The 23556-nt window shown below is 42.2% G+C and carries 24 protein-coding genes; 6 read left to right on the forward strand and 18 right to left on the reverse strand.

The genetic code is table 11. The features are described from left to right. Positions 1-53 precede the first annotated feature (53 nt). Complete coding sequence (locus tag AC2VOY_RS00775) at positions 54-668, reverse strand: C40 family peptidase (protein ID WP_491831734.1); 615 nt, start codon at positions 666-668, stop codon at positions 54-56. 286 nt (positions 669-954) lie between these two features. On the opposite strand from AC2VOY_RS00775, the gene nagK reads away from it, so the two are divergent. After that, on the forward strand, positions 955-1881 hold the full coding sequence (gene nagK / locus AC2VOY_RS00780; protein WP_491831736.1) for an N-acetylglucosamine kinase: 927 nt from the start codon (positions 955-957) through the stop codon (positions 1879-1881). A gap of 103 nt (positions 1882-1984) precedes the next feature. On the opposite strand, the gene AC2VOY_RS00785 is transcribed toward nagK, so the two are convergent. From AC2VOY_RS00785 to AC2VOY_RS00795, 3 genes are all read right to left on the reverse strand, one after another. Beyond that, entirely contained in the window at positions 1985-2245 is a 261-nt protein-coding gene (locus AC2VOY_RS00785) for a DUF2960 family protein (RefSeq protein ID WP_491831737.1), read from the reverse strand. A gap of 84 nt (positions 2246-2329) precedes the next feature. Next, a complete protein-coding gene (locus AC2VOY_RS00790; RefSeq protein WP_491833087.1) occupies positions 2330-3193 on the reverse strand; it encodes a mechanosensitive ion channel family protein in 864 nt (287 codons plus the stop codon). A gap of 73 nt (positions 3194-3266) precedes the next feature. Then, a complete protein-coding gene (locus tag AC2VOY_RS00795; RefSeq protein ID WP_491833088.1) occupies positions 3267-5618 on the reverse strand; it encodes an AAA family ATPase in 2352 nt (783 codons plus the stop codon). Positions 5619-5744: 126 nt separating this feature from the next. Between AC2VOY_RS00795 and cobB the strand changes: the two genes are divergently transcribed. Beyond that, on the forward strand, positions 5745-6515 hold the full coding sequence (cobB, locus tag AC2VOY_RS00800) for a Sir2 family NAD+-dependent deacetylase (protein ID WP_491831738.1): 771 nt from the start codon (positions 5745-5747) through the stop codon (positions 6513-6515). A gap of 86 nt (positions 6516-6601) precedes the next feature. On the opposite strand, the gene AC2VOY_RS00805 is transcribed toward cobB, so the two are convergent. The 4 genes from AC2VOY_RS00805 to potA form a co-directional block, all read right to left on the reverse strand. Next, a complete protein-coding gene (locus tag AC2VOY_RS00805; protein WP_491831739.1) occupies positions 6602-7645 on the reverse strand; it encodes an extracellular solute-binding protein in 1044 nt (347 codons plus the stop codon). 113 nt (positions 7646-7758) lie between these two features. Next, the gene (gene potC, locus AC2VOY_RS00810) at positions 7759-8538 is read right to left on the reverse strand and encodes a spermidine/putrescine ABC transporter permease PotC (RefSeq protein ID WP_491833089.1); all 780 of its coding nucleotides are present in this window, start codon (positions 8536-8538) and stop codon (positions 7759-7761) included. Then, the gene (gene potB / locus AC2VOY_RS00815) at positions 8538-9398 is read right to left on the reverse strand and encodes a spermidine/putrescine ABC transporter permease PotB (RefSeq protein ID WP_491831741.1); all 861 of its coding nucleotides are present in this window, start codon (positions 9396-9398) and stop codon (positions 8538-8540) included. The genes potC and potB overlap by 1 nt, the downstream gene beginning before the upstream one ends. Positions 9399-9402: 4 nt before the next feature. After that, positions 9403-10578, reverse strand: coding sequence for a spermidine/putrescine ABC transporter ATP-binding protein PotA (potA, locus tag AC2VOY_RS00820; protein ID WP_491831742.1), 1176 nt, complete (start codon positions 10576-10578; stop codon positions 9403-9405). Positions 10579-10859: 281 nt separating this feature from the next. On the opposite strand from potA, the gene AC2VOY_RS00825 reads away from it, so the two are divergent. The 3 genes from AC2VOY_RS00825 to ttcA all read left to right on the forward strand — a co-directional run bounded on the left by AC2VOY_RS00825 (position 10860) and on the right by ttcA (position 13578). Continuing rightward, on the forward strand, positions 10860-11816 hold the full coding sequence (locus AC2VOY_RS00825; protein ID WP_491831743.1) for a hypothetical protein: 957 nt from the start codon (positions 10860-10862) through the stop codon (positions 11814-11816). Further along, positions 11809-12477, forward strand: coding sequence for a DUF2987 domain-containing protein (locus AC2VOY_RS00830; protein ID WP_491831744.1), 669 nt, complete (start codon positions 11809-11811; stop codon positions 12475-12477). Before AC2VOY_RS00825 ends, AC2VOY_RS00830 begins: the two co-directional genes overlap by 8 nt. Positions 12478-12636: 159 nt before the next feature. Then, the gene (gene ttcA / locus AC2VOY_RS00835; RefSeq protein WP_491831745.1) at positions 12637-13578 is read left to right on the forward strand and encodes a tRNA 2-thiocytidine(32) synthetase TtcA; all 942 of its coding nucleotides are present in this window, start codon (positions 12637-12639) and stop codon (positions 13576-13578) included. 72 nt (positions 13579-13650) lie between these two features. On the opposite strand, the gene uspE is transcribed toward ttcA, so the two are convergent. From uspE to ccoN, 10 genes are all read right to left on the reverse strand, one after another. Next, positions 13651-14604, reverse strand: a complete 954-nt coding sequence (gene uspE / locus AC2VOY_RS00840; protein WP_491831746.1) for a universal stress protein UspE — start codon at positions 14602-14604, stop codon at positions 13651-13653. Positions 14605-14838: 234 nt separating this feature from the next. Then, positions 14839-15579 carry a fumarate/nitrate reduction transcriptional regulator Fnr gene (gene fnr, locus AC2VOY_RS00845; protein WP_491831747.1) on the reverse strand — a complete coding sequence of 247 codons (741 nt, stop codon included), beginning with the start codon at positions 15577-15579 and terminating at the stop codon, positions 14839-14841. Positions 15580-15749: 170 nt separating this feature from the next. Beyond that, the gene (locus AC2VOY_RS00850) at positions 15750-16448 is read right to left on the reverse strand and encodes a sulfite exporter TauE/SafE family protein (RefSeq protein WP_491831748.1); all 699 of its coding nucleotides are present in this window, start codon (positions 16446-16448) and stop codon (positions 15750-15752) included. Positions 16449-16486: 38 nt separating this feature from the next. Further along, on the reverse strand, positions 16487-16651 hold the full coding sequence (ccoS, locus tag AC2VOY_RS00855; protein WP_491831749.1) for a cbb3-type cytochrome oxidase assembly protein CcoS: 165 nt from the start codon (positions 16649-16651) through the stop codon (positions 16487-16489). Next, entirely contained in the window at positions 16644-19160 is a 2517-nt protein-coding gene (locus AC2VOY_RS00860) for a heavy metal translocating P-type ATPase (RefSeq protein ID WP_491831750.1), read from the reverse strand. The genes ccoS and AC2VOY_RS00860 overlap by 8 nt, the downstream gene beginning before the upstream one ends. 6 nt (positions 19161-19166) lie before the next feature. Further along, positions 19167-19655, reverse strand: a complete 489-nt coding sequence (locus AC2VOY_RS00865) for a FixH family protein (protein ID WP_491831751.1) — start codon at positions 19653-19655, stop codon at positions 19167-19169. An 87-nt stretch (positions 19656-19742) separates the two neighbouring features. Continuing rightward, complete coding sequence (ccoP, locus tag AC2VOY_RS00870; protein ID WP_491831752.1) at positions 19743-20741, reverse strand: cytochrome-c oxidase, cbb3-type subunit III; 999 nt, start codon at positions 20739-20741, stop codon at positions 19743-19745. Next, positions 20738-20914, reverse strand: a complete 177-nt coding sequence (locus tag AC2VOY_RS00875) for a cbb3-type cytochrome oxidase subunit 3 (RefSeq protein WP_491831753.1) — start codon at positions 20912-20914, stop codon at positions 20738-20740. Before AC2VOY_RS00875 ends, ccoP begins: the two co-directional genes overlap by 4 nt. Positions 20915-20924: 10 nt before the next feature. After that, positions 20925-21545 carry a cytochrome-c oxidase, cbb3-type subunit II gene (gene ccoO / locus AC2VOY_RS00880; RefSeq protein WP_491831754.1) on the reverse strand — a complete coding sequence of 207 codons (621 nt, stop codon included), beginning with the start codon at positions 21543-21545 and terminating at the stop codon, positions 20925-20927. After that, entirely contained in the window at positions 21542-22999 is a 1458-nt protein-coding gene (ccoN, locus tag AC2VOY_RS00885; protein ID WP_491831755.1) for a cytochrome-c oxidase, cbb3-type subunit I, read from the reverse strand. Before ccoN ends, ccoO begins: the two co-directional genes overlap by 4 nt. A 298-nt stretch (positions 23000-23297) precedes the next feature. Here ccoN and AC2VOY_RS00890 point away from each other — a divergent pair, with 298 nt between their 5' ends. Further along, a complete protein-coding gene (locus tag AC2VOY_RS00890) occupies positions 23298-23501 on the forward strand; it encodes a hypothetical protein (protein WP_491833090.1) in 204 nt (67 codons plus the stop codon). The last annotated feature ends 55 nt before the right edge of the window (positions 23502-23556 follow it).

A 23556-nucleotide genomic window follows, 5' to 3' on the forward strand; every position in this document is an offset into this window, starting at 1 on the left:
AAATACGAGCATAAAAAGCAGCTTATGGGTTTACTGATGATTTAGTATTACTTTTAGCCGTTGGTTGAAACGGTTTGCAAGCGATTAAAGTTTTGTGTTGGGTTTAGGCTTTGCTGAACGCCTTCGTAACGGCGGAACTGCCAGAATTTGCTTGCCCAGTATGGATTATCCGTTCGTGAAATCATCACGCCGCGAGAAGAGGATGCGTGCATGAATTTGCCTTCGCCGATATAAAGACCTACGTGGCGGGCGTTACGACCGGTTCTAAAGAAAATTAGATCACCAAATTTGGCATCTTTGCGGTCAATGTAATGACCTTGTTTGACTTGAAGAGCAGTGGTACGAGGAAGGTTCATGTCGAACAGTCGCTGCATCGAAACTTGCATCAGTGCTGAGCAATCAATGCCGCGCTTTGAGTTGCCACCGAAACGATACGGGACACCTGACCATGAATTAAATAACTGTTGAAATTGCGTTCTAGCATCGAGCTCTGGTGCTAGGTCCATATTTTGCGAGGCTTTGTTTGAAGCCAATTTATGAGCATTTGTTTGATAATTGGCTTGCTCTAGTTTATTAGCTGAATCAGGGGTCGTCGAACATCCCGAGAGTAAAAGCGCAGCTAAAAGACCCGCCGCCATCATTCCTTGAGGCTTTAATCTATTTTTCATAATTATTCTAATTTTAAAAGTTATGTTAATAAAAGGTTAGTTTGGCTATTTTACGAACAATTTAGATTAAGTTCTTAATCTAGATCAATTTTTCATAAAATAGGACAATGTGTTTTGTAAACTAAAACAAAATTCTACATCACACAGCTATATATTTCTAGCTAAAAAAATTCATTATTTAAATGTTTTTATTCAGTTTATTGTAAATAAGTCGCAGTTTATCGCAAAAAATCAGTTATTATATGCAAATCAAATGAATCTTTGTTGAACTTTTGGAGAAATGTGCATGTATTATGGATTAGACGTAGGTGGCACGAAAATTGAATTCGGTGCATTTGATAAAACACTTACGCGTATGGCAACGCAGCGTGTTGCAACCCCAACTTCTGACTATCAAGCTCTGGTTGATGCGATTGTTGGGCTGGTGGAAGAGTATGATGCACAATTTGAAACGAAAGGCTTAGTCGGGATCGGCTTACCTGGGGTTGAAAATGTTGTGGATGGTTCACTGTTGACATCAAACGTGCCTGCTGCAAAAGGCAAACTGCTGCGCGCCGATCTCGAAGCGCGTCTTGGTCGTCCTGTGAAAATATCAAATGATGCAAACTGTTTTGCATTGTCTGAAGCATGGGATGAGGAGCATCAAGGGAAAGAAGTTGTCTTGGGGCTAATTTTAGGCACAGGCTTTGGTGGCGGAATTGTCGTTAACGGGCATGTGGTCTCAGGCTCAAGCAATGTAGCAGGAGAGTTAGGGCATACACGTTTGCCGCTTGATGCTTGGATGCTTTTAGTTGATTTCTTTGGTGGCGCAGACAAAGCACCAATTTTTGAGTGCGGTTGTGACAACAAAGGTTGTATTGATAATTATCTTTCTGGACGTGGTTTTGAGTGGCTTTATGCAGCCAAACACGGCGAGAAAGTGAAAGCGGTTAAAATCATTGAGCAGTTTGCATTAGGTGAGGCGCAAGCGGTTGAATTTGTCGAGATGTTTGTCGAGCTTTTGGCGCGTTGTATTGCTAACATTCAAACCATGTTTGACGCGAACGTGATTTTACTTGGTGGTGGGTTATCTAACTTTGAACATTTGTACAAGGTGTTACCTGATGCCATTCGTCCACACTTAATGGCGGCGGCGCAAGTGCCACAAATATTAAAAGCAAAACACGGTGATTCAGGTGGCGTGCGCGGCGCAGCTTTCCTTAACTTGGATTAATCGCTTTTAACTCATAAATAAGCCAAGGCTTAGCTATAATTAAACCTCTTTATTCGTTTGCGTTGTCGGCATGAATAAAGAGGTTTTTTATTAGGCGCAGTGTTTATTTTTTACCTATGCCTTTATTTTCTTTAGGCAAAAGGAAGATACGACCAAAACCTAGCTTCTTAAAGTGCGCATCTCTGTGCTCACGGACTGTCTTGTCATCACTGACAGCTTCAAGCGCGAGCTCAGTTTTTAAAAAAGCTGAAATATCAATTCCTTCATGCGCTGCAACAGCTTCATGAATGTTTCGATACTCTCTATAGCTAAAGAGCAGCGTTTTTTGTTCTTTTTTGTAGGTGTAGCTAATAATACGCGACATAATTTCTCATTTTTTAATATCATTACTTTGCGCAGATGATAAAGCATCTCTTAGCAATAATAAAGCGAAGCCTTGGCCAGACACTTAAGACTGGGCTGATGGCGTATGCTGCACCGCAATCATTGGTGGCATGATCTTGTGCTTACGAAACTCTTGCATCACACGCAAGGTAATATCAGTTTCAAACAGCTTCTCATAAACAGTGTCCACGACATACGCTTTACAAGTGAGTTTAATCGCCAAGTAATTATCATGTATATCTTGTGAGACCAAGACCACGACAGGTTGTGGCAAGTGAATATAGCGACTTGATGATGCCGCTTCTTGGATCAAATCGCGCGCAAGGTTAATGTCTTGATCCATACCTATGTAAAAGGGGATCACGCATTGCATATCCAACGCGCCATAGTTGCCACTCATACTGGCTTCACTTAGGAACTTGTTATTTGGAATCGTGATAATGTCATCGGTTAAGGTGCGCATACGAACCGAGCGTAAACCGATGGCAATGATATCACCATAAAAACCTTCGAAGGTGACCCTGTCACCAACTTGGAAGGGGCGGTCAATCATTACGGTTAAGCCGGCGATAAAGGATGCTGCGAGATCTTTCATCGCAAAACCTATCGACACGGCGAGCGTGCCACCAATCAAGGTTAAGATTTGCTCGTTGATGCGAAAGCTCATCATAAAGACGACTAAGCCTGCGCTGACATAAACAAAAAACTGAAAGAATGAGAAGAATTTTTGCAGTACCAAGCGGTATTGGACAAATTGGCTACTTATCCCTTCAATAATTTTGCTAATGGTTTTGAGTAAAATCCAAACGCCTAGAATGATGAAGAAAGAAAAGACGACACCTCCCCAGCGGATAAGGCTAGTGATTTGGGTAATATTTTCTAGATCTAAGCTAGGATCTTCAGCAAAGGCCAATGGGCTCATAAGCATCAGCACTAAGCTGCCAAGTAGAAGCAATCGCTGGCGCGTCGCGGATATAAATTTCATATAAGTATTTTTCATCTTACTTCACCAATAGATGTTGACGATGCAGGGTGTTGGTAATATAGCGATACCAGTGATCGGAAATGCGGGCTTTTTCATCGCGCCATTCAACATAACCACGACTTTCAAAAAAGCGCATACAACCAATGACTTCAGCAAGGCCAAGCTGAGTACATTGGGCAAGCTCTTCCGGCGTTGAGACTTCAAGCTGAACAATTGCGCGTAAGATCGCAAGCATAGGTTTTGGCATGCTATCAAGCTCTTGTGCTTGCGGGGCATTAAACAGACGCAAGACAACTTTATCTGAGCGCGTATTGTGGCGCAGCGATAAACGGAAAAAGCGCAGTGCGATACTTGGGTTACCGTCTGCATAGTGCCAAAGCACTTTATATAAACCGGTACGCGTGCGTTCTTCTTCGCTCATATCATCTTGATCCCATTGTTTGGGCAGGTTTAAACCTTCAAAGCTAATTGGATGCTCTTTATTTAAACGGGTATCAAACAGTTGCCCAATTTGGACTTCACTCCAACGCGGCAGCATCTTGACGAGATCAAATAACAAACGTTCACCACGCGCGCGATCAACAAAGCGCCAGCTTGATTTTTCAATTGCTAAAATAGCGCGATGATTTTTCTTCGAGCGGCGGATAAGGTTCGTTAGTTTCAACAGCTCGGTTAAACCGCCTACTTTTGGTTTGACTAAGCGTTGGCAGTTATCAATCGCAATCACATAACAGATTTCACTTTTACGTAAGTGGCCAAGAAGTTGAATTTCAGTGGTTTCCTCGCTCAGGCCAATTTGCAATGCAAACTCAGTTAAAAGCGCTTGATAACCTGCGTTAGGGCAGTTGAGATAAACTGGCGTTGCGCTCGCGTGGGTTTCAACATTGGATAAGATGCGTTTGAGCACAGTGGTGGTGCCCACGCCGCGTTCACCTGAAATCACGCACAGGGCTGGGGTATCACTTAAAATATAATGCCCAAGCTGCTCGATTTCAGCATCTGCATACGCGATAAGTTCACTGTTTTCGTGACCAGGTAGGACGTATTGATAAATGGTTTCTTCATCAAGTGGCAATAAATGGCGACAATCTTCGTTATCAGTTTGCTTGGCCACCTCAATTCTAAACAGATACGCTAGCAATTGGCGGAAAATGGTATAACGCGATAAACAAGCTATGGTTAAGAACTTTAGATGCCTTGCAAAGCGATAAAAAGCCATCGCTATGGTTGCGATGCTGGATAAACCAAAGTCATTTTTATGGTTTTGCGCCCAACGAACCCAAACCGGTAGGACTTGATTTTCGTCTAAGGTATCAAATTCAAAAATGAAATCTTTCCATTTTCTCAATACGATGATGGTCACAATCACAAACCACAAGACCATAAAGTGAGAGATCCAATAATAAATGGTACCTTCACCTATGGTGCGTTTTGCCAGTTGCAAGGTTACGCCTGCAATAATAAAGCTCCACACATAGTAACGAATGCTGGAAAGACGCAACTTGGTGAGTTCTGGGTTATTCTTCGAGCGGTTGCGGTATACAAACTCTAAGATAAGCTGCACGGCAATCGAGCCGCCTAAAATCCACCAGATAAAAATGTCGAGTAGTTGCAAGTGTTGCAAACTAGGTAAACCAGACAGGATACGCAGACTAATCGTAATGGCGATTAAAAAGGCAATTGGTCGATGCGCTTTTAGAATATACCAAGCGGTTTTAGCAAGGTGCGACGGCGGCTTCTCAGATAAGAAGTGATGTCTGCGAAACTGTTGAATGATAGGACCGCTTTGTTTTAGCCACCAGCGCAAAATCCACAGTACAATTAAAATTTTAAACAAAGCAAATAACACTGGGATAGGGGAGACGCGAACATCTTTTAGTAGCTGTTTAAAGCTTTCAATTTGATACAGGCCCAAAAATTGTGCATTTAATAAAGTAAGAGAGAGCTCTGCTTTAAACTGACGCACGCCATCAGGGCCAAAACCTGTGAGATGACGTTTGGTTTGGCTATCGGCGCGGGCGAGTAGGTTTTGCTTTGACTGGCTTAAGCTATGTAGGCTAAGGTAAAGCGCTTGTGCTTGATGCCAAGAATATTCATCTTGACGAGAGCGATAACGCTGCAACATTTGCCCAAAGTTACGCTGTTCGTTTTGAATTTCCAACAAGGTTTGCGCAAGAAGGTTCTTTACTTGCTGCTGATTTTTACTTGATTGAAAAATCAACTCAGGTAATTTATTCACTTCATCTTCGATATTTTTGGCGCTCGCGCTGATCTTAGGCTGCATCATATCCGGGGTGAGCGACCAAGGCGCTGCCATAGAATATGGTGAAAATAAGCTACAAAGGAGCACGAGTACACACCAAAGCATAGGGGTAAGCTGCTTTATCACAAGGTATATCCTTATTATTTATATATATGTTTTTGTTTTATCAGTTTAATAACATTTTAGCAACAGCTATTGTATTTCTATAATATTAAAACCTAAGGACAGTAAATGAGTAAGCAAATAATGGGCGCTTCAAGCTTAGCCTATAAAAATATTGTCGTCTTAACAGGTGCTGGGGTGTCAGCAGAATCTGGGATTGCAACCTTTCGCAGTAGTGACGGTTTATGGGAAAATCATTCGATTGAAGATGTGGCAACTCCCGAAGGTTATGCGCGTAACTCTAAATTAGTACAAGGTTTTTATAATCAGCGTCGTGCTCAGCTACTCGATCCTAAGATTCAGCCGAATTCGGCGCATCTAGCTTTGGCGCAATTGGAAGCGGCGATTTTAGCCCAGTCGGGCACTTTCACTTTGGTTACCCAAAATATAGATAACCTTCACGAGCGTGCGGGGAGCCAAAATATCTTGCATATGCACGGTGAGCTTTTAAAAGTGCGTTGTCCACAGACCAACCAAGTCCAAGAGGAGCTTAGCGACGTGAGTGAATCCGACCTCTGCCATTGCTGCCAGATCCCTAACCCATTGCGTCCGCATATTGTGTGGTTTGGTGAGATGCCATTATATATGACGCAAATCTATGACAAGCTTGCAGCTGCAGATTTATTTATTGCCATTGGGACATCCGGAGTCGTCTACCCGGCAGCAGGCTTTGTGCGTGATGCACGCATCCACGGCGCGCAGACCTTAGAAGTTAACTTGGAGCCTAGTGCAGTGGAAAGTGAGTTCTCCAATGCTATATATGGCAAAGCTGGGGAAGTTGTGCCAAAGTTGGTGGAACAACTGTGTCAAGGCTATCGCATTGAGGCCATTGCGCTTTAACTTTCCGTTCATCGGATTGAAGGTAAAAAAAGCATACCCAATAGTTAGGTATGCTTTTTGTTTATATGTTAATGCTTAAGCTTTGCTTACATATCAACTTTTAGCTTTTGGAAATACTCTTCATATAAGGTATTTGCTTCGCCAACTTCATCCTGCCAAACGCCTGAGTCCATGACTTCTTGTGGTGGGAAGACGTTTGGATCATTGGCAAACTCTTTTGGCAGTAATGGGTAAGCAGCTTTCACCGGCGTAGGATAACCTACTTCAGCAGCAATCTTAGCCGCATTTTCAGGGCGAAGTAAGAAATCTATCATCTTATGCGCCGCTTCAACGTTTTTTGCACCTGCAGGAATTGCTAAGCTGTCCATCCAGAAGATAGCACCTTTTTCAGGCCAAATAATACTTACCGGAGCGCCAGACTCTTCGGCTGCATACGCAGAACCATTCCATAGCATACCAAGTGAGGTTTCACCTGCTACATAAGGGTTCGCTGGGTTATCAGAGTTAAAGACCAAGATGTTTGGCATCAGCTTTTTCAGCTCTTCATAGGCAGCTTTAATTTCATCTGGATTGGTGGTGTTTGGTGAATAACCAAGCTTAACCAAAGCAATGTGGAAGAGCTCTCGTGGGTCATCCATTACCATTAGTTGACCGACCCATTTCGGATCCCATAAATCAGCCCAGTTTTTGATATCAGCGCCATCAATCATATCGTTGTTGATACCAATCCCTGTTGCCCCCCATACGTATGGAATAGAGTAATCATTATTTGGATCAAAAGGTTTATTTAAATAGTTAGGATCTAAATCTTTGAAGTGCTCAAGTTTGCTGTGATCGATTTTTTGCAGCATGTTTTCTTTGCGCATTTTCGATACAAAATAAGTAGATGGCACAACTAAATCATAGCCATCCCCTTGAGTCTTTAATTTTGCATACATTGACTCGTTTGATTCATAAGTCGAGTAAATCACCTTGATACCGGTTTCTTTGGTGAACTCTTGCAACACTGAGCTTGGAATATACTCAGACCAGTTATAGAAATAAAGCTCATCATCGGCAGCCGATGCTGGCGCTGCGATAACTGAAGCTGCAAGCGCTGCGCCTGCAATGAGGGTTGTCCATTTTTTCATATTAATTCCCATCATGTTGGTGGTTGGTATTACTAGATAAACAAGAAGCGCCTTGTGTAATACGATATAAAGTATCTATTTTACACAAGGCTGTTTGAGATTAAAGATTAATATCAAGGTTTTACTTGGGCTTTATCACGCGCAAGTAATTGAGAGATGATGACTAAAATGAGTGACGCAATCAGCATCACGCACGCTAGTGCATTGATTTCTGGAGAAATGCCAACTTTGACCATTGAGTAGATCTTCAGTGGCAAAATTTCGTAGCTTGGGCCTGTTACAAAGGAGCTGATGATCACATCATCCAGTGACAGGGTAAAGCTTAGTAGCCAGCCGGCAGCCAGTGCAGGTTTTGCCAGTGGCAGAATAATTTTAGTTAAAATAATCCATTCACTTGCACCTAAATCTTTCGCCGCTTCAAGCATTTTTAGGTCAAAGCCTTTCAGCCGGCTGTAGACGGTGACCACTACAAATGGCAGACAAAAAGTAATGTGTGCAATAAGTAGCGACAAGAACCCAAGTTGCACCCCAAGGAGTAAGAAGAGCGCAAGCAAGGAAATTGCCATCACGATATCCGGCGACATCATCACAACAAACAAGAGACCATTGACCGCGCCTTTACCACGAAAGCGATAACGATACAGCGCGACAGCGGTTAAACTGCCAATGAGCGCTGCGGCTGACGCTGACAACACGGCAATGGTAATGGAGTGGCCAGCGGCTTGCATCAAGCTGTCATTGTGAATTAATTGCTGATACCACTTTAACGTGAAACCATCCCAACGCATGCCAAACTTATTGTTATTAAATGAGTTTACAATTAATACAATAATGGGTAGATACAAGAACAGATATACTATGCTCATAAAGCTAGATTTGAAAACTTTGCTCATCATGAATCTAACTCCACTTTTTTGTTCAGCAATTTACCTGCACGATAATAGAAATACAGCATCAAGGCCATCACAAGGGTGAGGGCGATACTCGTTGCGGCGCCAAATGGCCAATCACGTGCGTTGAGTACTTGGCTCTTAATCACATTACCTATGAGTAGGTTTTTCGCACCGCCCAGTAAGTCGGAGACATAAAACATACCTAAGGCTGGCAAAAGCACCAATAAGCAGCCGCCGATGATCCCCGGCATAGTTAATGGCAAGGTTACGTTTTTAAAGGTTTGCAGGCGGTTGGCACCTAAATCACGCGCCGCTTCAATGTATGAACGGTCTAGCTTTTCTATCGCTGAATATAAAGGCAAAATCATAAAAGGCAAGAGGATATAAACAAGGCCAATCATCACCGCATGCTCGGTATACATGATGCGAATAGGGCGTTCAATAATCTCAAGGCTGATCAAGCTTTTATTGATGATCCCTTGGGTGCCTAAGACTATCTTTAAACCATAGGTGCGGATTAAAGAGTTGGTCCAAAATGGGACAATCACTAAAAACAGCATTAAAGGGCGGATGCGGCTTGGCATCTTGGCAATAATGTAAGCAAAGGGATAACCAATAAGTAAGCATAGCCCAGTTGCAATCACCGCCATATATAACGAGTGCCACAGCACTTTCGCATATAGAGGATCGCCAAGGCGAAGATAGTTATCCCAAGTAAAGACTAAACTGATTAAATTGGCTTCATCACGGGTGAGAAAGCTGGTGACGATAATCATAATATTTGGCACAAGCACAAATAAAGTAAGCCAACCAACAATTAAAGTAATGATCCAATTTTGCAAAGAAAATTTAGATTTCATTTTATTACTCATTCTCAAGGAGTGTATCCGTATCAGTTAAGACAACTTCCCAACTGTCGACCCAAGTAATAGACACTTTTTGCCCAAGCGAGTGATCCACATCCGGATCGTCTTCGTTAAAGAACTCACTCACCATCACGCGCATGCCAGACTCTTCAAGCTCAATCACAGAATCAAGCGTCATGCCTTTATAGGTGCGCTCTAACACGTGACCGACAATGCCTTTGTCTTGCTCTTCTTTGATTTCTTCAATACGGATATCTTCAGGGCGCAGCAGCACTTGTAAGGTTTGACCGGCTTCAACCTCTTGATCGTAATGCACCACGCATGGCACATTTTCAATGCTCGCTTGAATGGTTTTCTCATCAATGCGTTCAATCACTGTCGCTTCAAAGACATTAATCTCACCGATAAAGCGGGCGACAAATAAGTTTTTTGGTTCTTCATAGATTTCACGCGGCGAACCGTCTTGCTCGATCACGCCATCACGCATCACGATAATGCGATCGGACATAGATAGGGCTTCTTCTTGATCATGGGTCACGAAGATAAAGGTAATGCCAAGCTGGCGTTGCAATTGCTTAAGCTCTAATTGCATTTGCTTACGCAATTTATAGTCCAGCGCAGAAAGGGATTCATCGAGTAGCAATACTTTTGGTTTGTTCACCACAGCGCGTGCAATGGCGATACGTTGTTGCTGGCCACCAGATAACTGATGCGGCATGCGTTGCGCCATATTATCCAAACGCACAATTTTTAAGGTGTCCATCACACGTTGATGAATTTCATCACTGGCAACTTTTTGCATCTTTAAGCCAAATGCGACATTGTCATACACACTCATGTGTGGGAACAAGGCATAGCTTTGAAAGACAGTGTTGACATGACGCTGCTCTGGAGGCAAATCTGTCACATCTTGGTCGGCGAGTAAAATAGTGCCCGAATCAACGGATTCAAACCCTGCTAACATCCTTAAAACTGTGGTTTTGCCACAACCCGAAGGACCAAGAATCGTTAAAAATTCACCATGATTGACTTCTAGGTTGAATTTTTCTATGACGGTCTTGCCATCAAAACTCTTTTCTACATTTTGTAGTTGGATGATACTTGGCGCTTTGGCTATTGCTGCGTTCAATGTCTGTGAACCTCCAAGGTCTAGATAAGTCAGTTTAGGCACCATTTTAATAGTTTAGGCATAAACTTTTGGCTTATCGAATAATAAAATGAATGACAAGGGCGATAATAATCTTTGAGCGTTTAAATTCCTAGTTTTTTCCTAGCTTGATCACAAATTTTTCACTTAAACTTGCTGTGCAAGTATGTATTTTACCTTGAATTTCGGATAAATAGTTATTCTGATGTTTAAATTGTCGTATACTCTTGGGTTCATTTATTTAGTAATCTATATGCGAGTCTTTGCAATCTACATACGTATGGATTCGCGTTTTACAAGGTTTTTACATGCAAGAAAAAAAAGTTCAAGAAGTTCACGTTGGAGGTAGCCTAGAGCAAGCCTTAACGGGTAATTACCAACTTAGTCCTGCCAAAGTGATCAAAGAAAGCTGGCAGCTCACCTTAAAGCATTTTTTCAGTTTCGTGCCTTCAATCTTAATTTTGCTCATCGTTGTGGTTGGCATTTTCTATCTTGCATTAAAAATGAAGCTTGGGGATTTAACGCCGCTTGTGGAATTGGCGAGACAACTACAAAGTGATACGAGTCTAACCGAGGCGCAGATGAATGAGATGTTGCTGCCTGTCCTTGATGCCTTTTTTATTGCAAACTTAAGCTATGAAATCATCACTGCGCCACTTTATGCTGGGGTGTGTTTAATGGGAATGAGCCATGCGGTAGGGCTTGCGACCAAACCTTCACATATTTTGCGTGGCTTGCAATTTACCCTGCCAATTATTGTGATGACTGTGTTTTCTATGTTGCTTCAAGGCATTGCTGGGATGATTTTTGCCTTAATTTCTCTCTATGTGGTGATAGCACTGGGCCAAGCCAACTTACTTATTTGTGAAAAACGCTTGCCGCCGTTAAAAGCGATGCTGGTGTCGTTTAAAGCTGTGAACAAGAAGTTCTCTGCAGTACTGATGATTTCATTGTTTGGTTTTAGTATTTTAGCTTTGTCGATTTTCTTCTCAGGCTTTCCGCTTATCTTTACTTTGCCTTGGTTCTTCCATCTCAAAGGCGTGTTGTATCGCGACATGTTTGGGGTTCGCTTACATATTCATGCGCCAAACACTCATTCTGAGGATTCGACAGCCTCTTCATCTGAGCATAGCCACTCGCAAGCGAACAAGGCCGATACGCACCCAAGTGATGTCAATACTTCATCGGACGCCGCGCAAAGTCATGTCAAACCAGAAGCTGTGAAAACCTCTGATGATAAAAAGGATTCTACATTTGATGCATAAAGGTTTAGGGAAATCACTCTTGCTCAGCTTGCTGTTTGCGATGCCGCTGCATGTTTTCGCCAATCAAGGCGAAGCGGACTATGATTATCGCTTTAGCTATAGCCAGCTGTATTCTCAATTGAAATACAGTCAAGATGCTGATTTTCCTAAGCTCACTATGGGGCTCTATTTTGTAGCCCCAACATCAGGTGAACGGTGTGAAATTCAAGATGCTTGGATGGAAAAAGAAGCGCATTTTGAACGTTTATCTGCCAATGCCGATCGCTCACTGGCTTTGCCAATCGATAGTAACTTAAAGAAAGCCAATCCCTTGGTATATATCAAACTTGTGCAAGGTGATAGCTGTAATATTTCTATGGTCGCACGCGCAAAAGAGAACCTCAATCAGGTGAGTCTGCAACAGATGAAGCCGATTGTGAATCAAATGCAAGGCTTATATCAAAAGCTAGTTGGAAGCTTTGGTGATGCGCCGAACGTGATAGGGCTTACCTTTGAATTTAAACAGCCGCTCACACAAACGATTGAAACCACACAAGGGCAGCGTTTAACAATTGATAATGGGCGTTTGCAAGTGCCGCTTTCAAGCTTAGCGGAAAATGAAATCGTACATTTGCCAAGTCAAAGTGTCCGCATCTTGCCTTATATCGCGCTGAGTCAGTAGGTTAGACTAGCCATAGGCCTTGTAAACATCTCTCAAGCTTTCATTTAGCGTCGATTTAGCCTTCATTTAAGTCTTGCGACAGTGTGTGACTTTACACGCACTAGCCAAAAGGCGTATAATCTGCGCCCACTTCTTCCATCATATAACCAATATAAGATTATGACAGAACAAACAGCTATCGCGCGTAAACAAGCACATGAGTTTAATAAACTCCAAAAACGCCTTCGTCGTCAAATGGGACATGCCATCATTGATTATAATATGATTGAAGAGGGCGATGTGGTCATGGCTTGTATTAGTGGCGGCAAAGACTCGTTTGCGATGCTAGATATTTTGCTTAATTTGCAAAAAGCTGCGCCAATTAACTTTCGCGTGATTGCGGTTAACCTAGATCAAAAGCAACCTGGGTTTCCTGCGCATATCTTGCCTGATTATTTTGAAACCTTAGGCATTGATTATTACGTGATTGATAAAGATACTTATTCTGTTGTGAAAGAAAAGATCCCTGAGGGGAAAACCACTTGTGGTTTATGTTCACGTCTGCGCCGCGGCACTTTATATGCCTTTGCGGAAAAAATTGGCGCGACTAAGATTGCGCTGGGGCATCACATGGATGATATGGTTGAAACCATGTTCTTGAATATGTTCCACGGCGCGCGCTTAAAAGCTATGCCGCCTAAGCTTCGCTCTGATGATAAACGTAATGTTGTGATCCGCCCGCTAGCGTATTGCCGTGAGAAAGATTTGATCCGCTACGCTGAGCAAAAGCAATTCCCAATTATTCCGTGTAACTTATGTGGCTCGCAAGAAAACCTTCAGCGTCAATCGATTAAAGCTATGCTGGTGGAATGGGATAAAAAGACTCCAGGACGTATTGAGAATATCTTTAAGTCGCTGCAAAACGTGAGCCCTAGTCAGTTAGCTGATCGCGAAATCTTTAACTTTATTGATTTGCCAATTGATCGCACTCAAGAGCGCGCTGAATATGCCTATAACGAAGCACAAATTTCATCATCTGGTGAGCAAACAACTGAGCTTTTTGATGTCTCGGCTAAAGATGTAGACGACTCAATGTTTATCAATGTGGCGAATGTTGACTAAATATTATTGACTCATTTGATAAAAAACGGCGCCTCAGATTTGGGCGCCGTTTTTTTATTTAAGCTTAAGGGGTTAATTTGCTACTTGGGTTGGATCCAGTGGGCTGATATAACCTGAAGGTTTAAGCGCCAGCACGTCGCAGTTGATCTTATCAATCACATGCTCAGCGGTATTACCTATAAAGACAGCAGACAAGCCTGTGCGACCTGTCGTGCCTAAAATGACCAAACCCGCATCCAAATCATGCGCAGCATTTGGGATCACATCCTCTGGTAAACCTTCCTCTACTTTAGTGAATGACTCATCAATGCCAAACTTTTGGCGTAGCGCTTTCATTGCGGTTAAGTGGTAGCCACGGACCGCATCTGTGTAAGCTGTTGGGTCAAATTCTGGCAATTCAACCGTCACATTGGCTGGTGTTACCGGATAGGCATTCACAAGATGAAGATTTGCATTTAAACGCGTGGCAAAAGCTTGGCCGAGTTCAACCATAGACTCATTTAAGGCAAGGTGGGCTTCATTTTCAGATCCAATGTGCACAGAGGTAACAATGTTGCCGCCATTTTCTGGCCAGTCGTGGTTTTTCACTAGTAGCACAGGCGTTGGGCATTTGCGCAATAAGTGCCAGTCAGTAGGTGTGAAGAGCACAGATTCGAGGGTGTCGTGTTTGCGTGTCGCTTTGATCACAATATCATGTGCACCGGAGAAGACTTCAGCAATAATGGCTTCATAAGGTCGATGGTGCCAGACGACTTTGATTTCAAATTCCACATCAGGTAATAAATAAGGTTTGGCAGCTTCTGCAAGCCACTCTTCACGCTGAGCAATCACGCCGCGACGCATCGCATCACGTTCATCAGATGAAAGCATTGAAGTCATATCATATGAAAAATCATAGATAGAAAGGAAGAAAGTGATTTTTGCTTCTTTTGGTGTTGATTTGATCAATGAGAAAGCACGCGCAAGGGCGGATTGTTCCATTTGATTGATATTTGCGACAACTAGCAAGCTTTTATATTTACTCATAAATAACCCCTTTAACATGAATGGGCTTCACTCATTTCGAGCAGATCCATGCTCTTTGTTGAGTACTATAAATAAGTTATATCACAGGATTTTTAGGATTGCCATGTAAATACAAAGTAAAATATCAAGATGTGAACTCGCTAAACTGCCTATAAAATTATTGATATATAAAGAAAAACCGCTACTTGTAAAAAGCAACGGTTATCGATAAGGCTTCTGATAGAGAGATGAAGTTTAGTTGATCCCTGCGAGCTTTTTCAGTTCATCATGATCATTGATGGTAATATATTTACCTTTAACCACTAAGATGTCTGACTTTTGAAAGCGCCCAAGTAAACGACTAATAGTTTCAACGGTAAGACCAAGATAATTACCAATATCCCCACGGGTCATGGTTAAACGAAACTCTCTTGGAGAAAAACCACGCGCTGAAAAACGGGTCGACAGGTTATACAAGAAAGCGGCTAAACGCTCTTCTGCATTTTTCTTCGACAATAATAGAATCATCTCTTGGTCGCCTTTAATTTCGCTACTCATCAAACGCATGATTTGCTGGCGAAGTTTAGGCATTTTACCTGATAATTCATCTAAGGTGTCGTAAGGGATTTCACACACCATAGAGGTTTCAAGTGCTTGGGCAAAGCTTGGGTGTGCATCAGAATTGATCGCATCAAAACCAATTAAATCACCGGCAAGATGAAAGGCAGTAATTTGCTCGTCACCTTGTTCTGTAATGGTATAACTTTTGATTGTTCCCGAACGTATTGCATACAGAGATTTTAAATCATCACCTGCTTTAAAGATTTCTTGACCTTTTTGCACAGGTTTTTTACGTTCAATAATATCGTCAAGTTGATCAAGTTCTGTTTCATTGAGCGTGAAAGGGATGCAAAGTTGACTGATACTACAATCTTGACAATGGATTGCACAGCCACCAGATTGAACACGCTTAATTTTGAGTTGTTCTGAGTTCATAACTTCATCGAGCCTTTTAATTGACATATATCAATTTTAGCAGTTTGTAACCCCTATGGATAGGATTCTTAAGCGAATTGTCATATTTTTTTATTATTTTTTCAGTGAACTGACACAAAAAAATTGACTTCCAACAGCTAGTTAACAATTGATTAATCTTTTTGCAGCCTTTAGTGCGCCATTTTTGATAACATATGCCACGACATCATTACTAAATAAGCGGCGTAGAGGAGAAGGCTGACAGCAACGCCTTGGCGAAATAATGAATGATTAAGCAAGGCTTTAAGTTTATCTGCGCCAACCCCAACGGCAAGCATCATAGGAAGTGTCCCGAGACCAAAACTTAACATAGTTAAGGCGCCTGCGCCAAAACTGCCACTGCTGGCTGACCAAGCTAACGCTGAATAAACTAACCCGCAAGGTAGCCATCCCCAGACCATTCCCAAACCGAATGCTTGCTTTGTATTTTCAATTGGCAGCAGTTTTGCGCGCAAGGGAGCGAGTATTCGCCATACCCCTTGGCCTAATTTTTCTAAGTAGGTTAATCCCATCCACCAACGACCGAGGTAACATGCTAGCAATATTAAAAATATCGCGGAGAACAAACGTAGATAAACAAGCGGTGTCCGGATCTGCATCAGATCAGCCATACTTGCGACGGCTGCGCCAAATAAACCACCGATTAATGCGTAACTAAACAAACGTCCTAAATTATAGGCGCTGCTACGGTTAAGCATTGATTGCCAAGGGGCTGGCGAAGGCGATTGTTGCGACACGGATAAAATACCAGCAATGCCGCCGCACATGCCAAGGCAATGGCCTGAGCCAAATAAACCTAGGCTAAATGCGGTAAGGAGATCAAGATTCATATATACGTCCTTTATGAATATATTATTATAATTCGAAATTACTTTTTACTGGGGTGATTGGTATCATCTTCTTCAAACAAAATGCTGTGACCTTGTCGATCAAGATCTTCAAATTGCTCTGATTTTACGGCCCAAATGAAAACGCCGACAGCGATGCAAACAAAGATAATCGCAATCGGGATAAGTAAATATAAACTAGCCATAAATGTCTTCTTTTTGCTTAGGTAATGAGTGTGTGACAAGGTCACTTAAATGCCTGTTTTGGTGATCTGGTGTCAATAAGCGCAAGGAGTTCGACACAACAATGAGTGAGCTTAACGACATACCGACCACAGCAAAATAGGGGGCGATATATCCCATCACGGCTAAAGGTAAAATGATGGCGTTGTAGCCTAGTGCCCAGAGTAAATTTTGGCGGATGATCCTTTGGGTTTGCTTTGCTAGTTCCCTTGCAAATAATACCCGTTCTAATTTATCTCCAAGTAACACCATATCAGCAGATGCTTTGGCAATATCTGTCCCTTCTCCCATAGCTATCGAGAGGTGAGCTGCGGCCAGAGTGGGCGCATCGTTTATCCCATCGCCAATCATGAGACATATTTTATCTTGGTAATGCGCTTGTAAAATATCCAGTTTATCTTGTGGGCTGGCATTGGCATGAAAACGTTGAATCCCAAGTTGTTGCGCAACTGCTTGGGTGCTTTCAAGTTGATCACCACTTAAGATGCTGACGCTTAAACCTGATTGGTGTAACGCTTGAATGAATGCCTGACTTTGAGGGCGAATGGGGTCTTGATAAGTGAATCTTGCCATCAACTGATGATCACAACTTAAATATATATAAGATTGGGCTTCTTGGATTACTGTGCTTTTATTTTTGTCTGTATCCAGTATAGTGCGATGTAAATGCTCATTAGCTGAATTTTGATGATTTAAACTAATATCTGGCGCACTATAACTAAGTTTTCCTATCTTCCATAAACGACCTTGATACCTAGCGCTAAGACCTTCACCTATGTGGTTTTCAATAAAGTCTAAGTCAATAGAAGAATAATCTATACCTTTAAATGCCTGCGCTATGGGATGATTTGCATTGGACTCGATTGCTGCGGCAATTGCAAGATAATCTGCTTGGGTATAATCACTATTGATGCTTTCAATCTCAGTGATACTAATTTTTCCCGTGGTCAACGTGCCAGTTTTATCTAGAATGACTTGATTGACATGACACAGTGCATCGAAAGCATGGCCTTGACGCATTAAAATCCCAAGCTTACTTAAACTTGAGGTCGCGCAAGTTATTGCTGTTGGAGTGGCTAAAGAGAGGGCGCACGGGCAAGTGGCAACCAAGACAGAAAGCATGATCCAAAATGCGCGTTCAGGTAGGTAAGCATGCCAATAGGCCCAAGTGCAGCCAGCGATAATAAGTAAAAGGGCGACAAAATATTTAGCTAACTGATCTGCAAGTTGAGCGACTTTAGGTTTTGCTTGTTGAGCTTTGTCTTGCAAGCGGACGATGTTTTCTATCATAAAGTTTTGTTTTTGCGCGCAAACTTGCACACTAATAGTGTCACCAGAGTTGATTGTGCCAGCATACACACTTTGGTTGATTTCGCGCAATACAGGGACAGATTCGCCCGTTAACATGGATTCATCCACATAAGTTTTGCCTGTGATGATAACGCCATCAGCAGGAATAGTGTCGCCAGCGAGCACCTTGATTTGATCGCCAAGTTGTAAGCTTTTTACTGCAATTTGCTCACCATTGATTTTAGTTGCAACCTTAGGGATGAGCTTTAAAAGGTTACTACTGGCACTAGCAGCTTTACGTCGTGCGCGCATTTCTAAAAATCGACCAAGTAATAAGAAGAAGCAAAACATTGAAATGGATTCGAAATATACATCGCCAACGCCAGTTAAGGTGGCATAAATACTTGCGACATAAGCAAATATAAGTGCGATACTTACCGGAACGTCCATGCCCAGCGTACCCGCACGCAGTGTATGCCATGCATTCTTGTAAAATGGCTGCGCAGAATAAAGTAAAACAGGGGTGGCAAAAATCAGGCTGATGATGCGCAAAAACTGTTTAAATTTATCATCTAAATCAGAGAAAACTTCAAAATATAGGCCGACAGCCAACATCATCACTTGCATGCTGGCAAGTCCCGCAATCCCTAATCGATACAAAAGTTGCTGCATTTGCTTATGATAACTTGCCTCTTGCTGACTGGCTTCAAATGGGGCAGCGGTATAACCGAGTTGATGAATATGGGTTAAGATTTTGCTTAATAAAATTTGTTTTGGCGCCCATTGGATCAGGGCGCGACTTGTCGTGAGATTGACTTGCACTTTGAGGATGCCAGTTTGCTTTTGCAGCTGTTTTTCGATTAACCAAGCACAAGCTGCGCAAGTGACGCCTTCAAGCGATAAACTGATTTCTTTATAATCATCGACATGGCGAACGAATTCATCTTGAACTGCAAGATCGTCATAATACAGTAGATCTTCAAGCTCTTTTGGTATGGCTTGCGCTTTGGCTGCGGTATCAGTTCGATATTGATAATAAGATGCTAAACCGCTATCTAAAATGGTTTGCGCCACGGCCAAACAACCGGGGCAGCACATCTGCCTTGGCTTATCCAAAATAATTATTTGATAATCTTCACCTTTTGGCAGTGGTTCTGCGCAGTGATAACAAACTTCATCCATCCAATATTATTCCATTATTTTTATAAATGTTTGGCTTGGGAAGCTAATTTTGCCCTGGATAAGCCAAGCGTTATCATGTGGCTGAATTTTTATATGCCAAGGTCCTTGTATGGAATGTTCGCTTTGAAAACGATACACACCTTGCGCATCTGCACTTAAGGTTTGGCTAAAATCTTGATTGGCAAGTGTTCGATGGGCAAAATTAACCATTAGCGCGGGATATTGTTTAAGTTTGCCTTTGTTTAATTTAATTTCAACGCTCGTATTCTGACTGCGAATATCTGCAGCTAAACCAAGTTCTTTGGCGACTTTAATCTTAGTCAGATCTAAGTTGATAGCTTTGCCTTCTTTGTAATAATCTTCCGTGACTAAGCTGACGCTATTTTGCGTAAAAATATATAAAGTACTAAAACTAGCAACAATAACACCAATTGGAAAGAGTAATAAAAACCAAGGCCAAAACTGCTTATACCAAGGTGGATGGACTGCCTTCATCTCAGGTTTTCCTGTTCATGATTAAGAAAATAAAGCCATAAGCTGTATATATCTTACAACTTATGGCTTATGCAGAGTAGACAGCGCTTAGTTCGCTGGATTGCTTTGCGCTGCTGGCTTATCTTGACTTAAGCTCCAAACATAAGCGGTCAAGAGTTGAACTTTATCTTCACCTAAAATATCTTTCCAAGCGGGCATAATGCCTTGACGGCCGTAGGCGACAGTTTGGGTAATATCTTCACGTGAATTACCAAATAGCCAGTCTTCATCGGTTAGATCGGGTGCACCAAATGCTGGGTTACCTTTCGCATCTGTGCCATGACAGGCAGCGCAGACACCAAATTTAGCTTTTCCTGCTGCGGCATCTTTGGTATTTACTTTACGTCCCGTTAAGCTCAAGGTGTAGCTGACCACTTCTTCCACGCCTTGTTCACCGAGAGTTTCCCCCCAAGCTGGCATTGCGCCAATCCGGCCATCCATAATAGTGGTTAGAATCGCTTGGGGCTCACCACCATATAACCAAGCTTTATCGGTTAGATTCGGAAAGCCTTTTTGGCCTCGGGCGTCAGAGCCATGGCATTGCGCGCAGTTTTGGATAAACAGGTTCTGACCAACTTTGAGCGCATCGAGGTTTTTGGCTATCTCTTGTGTCGCTAAATATTCGCCATCTTGGCCGCGGATAAGCTTTTGTAATTGCTCAGTATAAAACTTATCTGCGCTCTCAAGCTCTTTTGCGTATTGATTTAAAGTTTTGTTTTGATTTGAATATTCAATTGAAGTTTTTAACTCTTGAACATTCTTCACGCGTTGATCTGAGCTTGTCCAACCAAGTAAGCCGGCGAAGTTACCTAGCCCAGGAAACAAAGCTAAATAAATGATTGAAAAGATAAAGCAAGCGTAGAACAAGTAGGTCCACCATTTTGGTAGTGGATTATTTAACTCACGAATACCATCATATTCATGGCCCATATCTTCGCCATCTTTTACCCCCATATTATCTTTTAAACACCAGACTAAAATCGCAAAACATCCGACTAAAGTTCCGATGGTGATAAGGGTTATCCAGACACTCCAAAACGTACTCATGATTTGTGTCCCTCTTGTTCATTTTGCAGTTCTTTCTTCTCGTCGGCAAAGATAAGGTTTGCGGCCTCATCGAAGCGTTTTTTCTGGCGTGAGCTGTAGGCCCAAAAGACAATACCAAAAAAGCCAACAAAAATAATGACAGTCCAAACAGTATGAAAATCAATAATATCCATTTAAGACTCCTTATTTCATGGCATGGCCGAGAGATTGAAGGTAGGCAACCAGAGCATCCATCTCTGTTTTACCTGCGACATCTTGTTGAGCATTTGCAACTTGCTCATCCGTATAAGGTACGCCAAATTTTTCTTTAAAAAGCTTAAGTTTGGCCGCCGTATCTTTACCATCTAAGATGTTGGTTTCAAGCCAAGGATAGGCTGGCATAATGGATTCGGGGACTAAAGCACGCGGATCCATCAGGTGAACGCGGTGCCATTCATCGGAATATCGTCCGCCAACACGAGCAAGATCAGGCCCGGTACGTTTTGACCCCCAAAGAAAAGGATGTTCCCAGACGGATTCACCGGCTACAGAGTAATGACCATAACGCTCGGTTTCAGAGCGAAACGGTCGGATCATTTGGCTATGACAAACGCTACAGCCTTCACGGATATAGATATCACGACCTTCCATTTCTAGCGCAGTATAAGGGCGCAAGTTATCAACCGGTTCATTGGTTTGCTTTTGAAAAATGAGCGGGGTGATCTCTACTAAAGCCCCTAAGCTAATCGCAAATACCATTAAGATAGCCAGTAAGCCAACATTTTTCTCGACTAAGGCGTGTCGATTTGATTTATTCTCACTCATGCTCGCACCTCCATGGCTTGGGCATCTTCCTTCTCATAATCAATTGCTTTTAAAGTATTTTTTGGTGCTGTAACAGTTTTATAAGTGTTGTAAGCCATAATCAGCATCCCAACCACAATAATGCAGCCACCGACAAAGCGGGCCAAATAATAAGGATGTGACGCCACAACAGATTCTACAAAGCTATAAGTTAAAGTGCCATCTGAATTAACTTTGCGCCACATTAATCCTTGCTGAACCCCTGAAATCCACATCGCAACAATGTAAATCACAGTTCCTAAAGTAGCTAAATAAAAATGCACATTGATAAGTTTGACAGAATACATACGTTCTTGATCAAATAAGCGTGGGATCAAGTGGTAAAGTGAACCTATGGTGACCATTGCAACCCAACCTAATGCGCCAGAGTGCACATGACCAATCGTCCAATCTGTATAGTGAGATAAGGCATTTACCGTTTTAATTGCCATCATTGGGCCTTCAAACGTAGACATACCATAGAAAGAAAGGGACACAATTAAGAAACGTAAGATAGGATCATAACGTAATTTATGCCAAGCACCGGAAAGGGTCATGATCCCGTTAATCATTCCCCCCCATGATGGGACAAATAAAACCACAGACATTACCATGCCCAATGACTGAGTCCAATCTGGCAGGGCTGTGTAATGTAAGTGGTGCGGACCAGCCCAGATATATAATGAAATCAAAGCCCAAAAGTGAACGATAGATAAACGATAGGAGTAAACTGGGCGCTGGGCTTGTTTTGGTACAAAATAATACATCATGCCCAAAAAGCCAGCAGTTAATAAGAAACCGACGGCATTATGTCCATACCACCATTGCACCATTGCATCGACTGCGCCTGAATATACTGAATAAGATTTCATTGCTGAAACAGGTAACGCCAAGCTATTTACAATATGTAAGACAGCCACGGTTAAGATAAATGCGCCAAAAAACCAGTTTGCAACATAAATATGTGTGGTTTTTCGTTTGATTAAAGTACCAAAGAAAACAATAGCATAGGCTACCCAAACAATGGTTATGGCTATATCAATTGGCCATTCTAACTCGGCATATTCTTTACTTGTGGTATAACCTAAAGGCAGACTTATTGCCGCAGCTAGGATGACGGCTTGCCAACCCCAAAAAGTGAAAGGAACTAACCAGCCCCCAAAAAGGCGAGTTTGGCAAGTGCGTTGCACCACATAATAAGAGGCTGCAAAGAGGGCACTGGTACCAAATGCAAAAATAACAGCATTGGTATGAAGTGGGCGAAGGCGGCTATAAGTTAGCCAAGGGGTATCAAAGTTTAGCGCAGGCCAAACAAGCTGTGCGGCAATCAAAACACCAACACTCATTCCCACTATGCCCCATAAAATGGTGACGAGTGAAAATTGGCGAACAACTTTGTAGTTGTAATCATGCGCTGTAGTAAGTTCATGGCTCATAGTTCAATGCTTCCAATTTATTGATCATTATATGAGAGTTCGACATTTTCATTATTATCTTGGTATCTACATCCTTGTAAATAAGGAAAAGGTTTGTGAATGGCATAGCCAAAATATGTTAAGATAATTAACCTAGCATTTGTTTCCAAATTAAAGGTTGTGATAACTATACTGGAATTAACCACTTAATCCTAGTTCGGGGTGGAATAACCTTTATCATTACAGAAATAAATGTTAAAAAGTTTGAACTGTGCAGCGGCTTGATTTCGTATTGCAGACAATTTAACAAGGTAAATATATGGCAGCGCAAAAACTCACACGGGCAAGATTAATTCAAATTTTAGTCATGATGGCAATTCTCATCGCAGCTTTTGTCTGGCGAACGGTCAATTATCAAAAAGACGCTGATTCAATTCCTTCTGAACTTACAAAACATCCTGTAGTGGAAGCGCAGTGTGATGCAAGCAATGATATTTGTAATATGGACACAGCACAAGAATAAATCCCTTCATATTCTCTATCATTTCTCCAGTGACAGTGTCACATGCATGGTAATT

The sequence above is a fragment of the Vibrio sp. KMM 9700 genome (assembly GCF_058545285.1).

Bases quoted from the DNA above. Each gene is read 5' to 3' on its own strand.
- AC2VOY_RS00775 (WP_491831734.1), bottom strand. From the start codon at position 668: ATGAAAAATAGATTAAAGCCTCAAGGAATGATGGCGGCGGGTCTTTTA.
- nagK (WP_491831736.1), top strand. From the start codon at position 955: ATGTATTATGGATTAGACGTAGGTGGCACGAAAATTGAATTCGGTGCA.
- AC2VOY_RS00785 (WP_491831737.1), bottom strand. From the start codon at position 2,245: ATGTCGCGTATTATTAGCTACACCTACAAAAAAGAACAAAAAACGCTG.
- AC2VOY_RS00790 (WP_491833087.1), bottom strand. From the start codon at position 3,193: ATGCTTATGAGCCCATTGGCCTTTGCTGAAGATCCTAGCTTAGATCTA.
- AC2VOY_RS00795 (WP_491833088.1), bottom strand. From the start codon at position 5,618: ATGCTTTGGTGTGTACTCGTGCTCCTTTGTAGCTTATTTTCACCATAT.
- cobB (WP_491831738.1), top strand. From the start codon at position 5,745: ATGAGTAAGCAAATAATGGGCGCTTCAAGCTTAGCCTATAAAAATATT.
- AC2VOY_RS00805 (WP_491831739.1), bottom strand. From the start codon at position 7,645: ATGAAAAAATGGACAACCCTCATTGCAGGCGCAGCGCTTGCAGCTTCA.
- potC (WP_491833089.1), bottom strand. From the start codon at position 8,538: ATGAGCAAAGTTTTCAAATCTAGCTTTATGAGCATAGTATATCTGTTC.
- potB (WP_491831741.1), bottom strand. From the start codon at position 9,398: ATGAAATCTAAATTTTCTTTGCAAAATTGGATCATTACTTTAATTGTT.
- potA (WP_491831742.1), bottom strand. From the start codon at position 10,578: ATGGTGCCTAAACTGACTTATCTAGACCTTGGAGGTTCACAGACATTG.
- AC2VOY_RS00825 (WP_491831743.1), top strand. From the start codon at position 10,860: ATGCAAGAAAAAAAAGTTCAAGAAGTTCACGTTGGAGGTAGCCTAGAG.
- AC2VOY_RS00830 (WP_491831744.1), top strand. From the start codon at position 11,809: ATGCATAAAGGTTTAGGGAAATCACTCTTGCTCAGCTTGCTGTTTGCG.
- ttcA (WP_491831745.1), top strand. From the start codon at position 12,637: ATGACAGAACAAACAGCTATCGCGCGTAAACAAGCACATGAGTTTAAT.
- uspE (WP_491831746.1), bottom strand. From the start codon at position 14,604: ATGAGTAAATATAAAAGCTTGCTAGTTGTCGCAAATATCAATCAAATG.
- fnr (WP_491831747.1), bottom strand. From the start codon at position 15,579: ATGAACTCAGAACAACTCAAAATTAAGCGTGTTCAATCTGGTGGCTGT.
- AC2VOY_RS00850 (WP_491831748.1), bottom strand. From the start codon at position 16,448: ATGAATCTTGATCTCCTTACCGCATTTAGCCTAGGTTTATTTGGCTCA.
- ccoS (WP_491831749.1), bottom strand. From the start codon at position 16,651: ATGGCTAGTTTATATTTACTTATCCCGATTGCGATTATCTTTGTTTGC.
- AC2VOY_RS00860 (WP_491831750.1), bottom strand. From the start codon at position 19,160: ATGGATGAAGTTTGTTATCACTGCGCAGAACCACTGCCAAAAGGTGAA.
- AC2VOY_RS00865 (WP_491831751.1), bottom strand. From the start codon at position 19,655: ATGAAGGCAGTCCATCCACCTTGGTATAAGCAGTTTTGGCCTTGGTTT.
- ccoP (WP_491831752.1), bottom strand. From the start codon at position 20,741: ATGAGTACGTTTTGGAGTGTCTGGATAACCCTTATCACCATCGGAACT.
- AC2VOY_RS00875 (WP_491831753.1), bottom strand. From the start codon at position 20,914: ATGGATATTATTGATTTTCATACTGTTTGGACTGTCATTATTTTTGTT.
- ccoO (WP_491831754.1), bottom strand. From the start codon at position 21,545: ATGAGTGAGAATAAATCAAATCGACACGCCTTAGTCGAGAAAAATGTT.
- ccoN (WP_491831755.1), bottom strand. From the start codon at position 22,999: ATGAGCCATGAACTTACTACAGCGCATGATTACAACTACAAAGTTGTT.
- AC2VOY_RS00890 (WP_491833090.1), top strand. From the start codon at position 23,298: ATGGCAGCGCAAAAACTCACACGGGCAAGATTAATTCAAATTTTAGTC.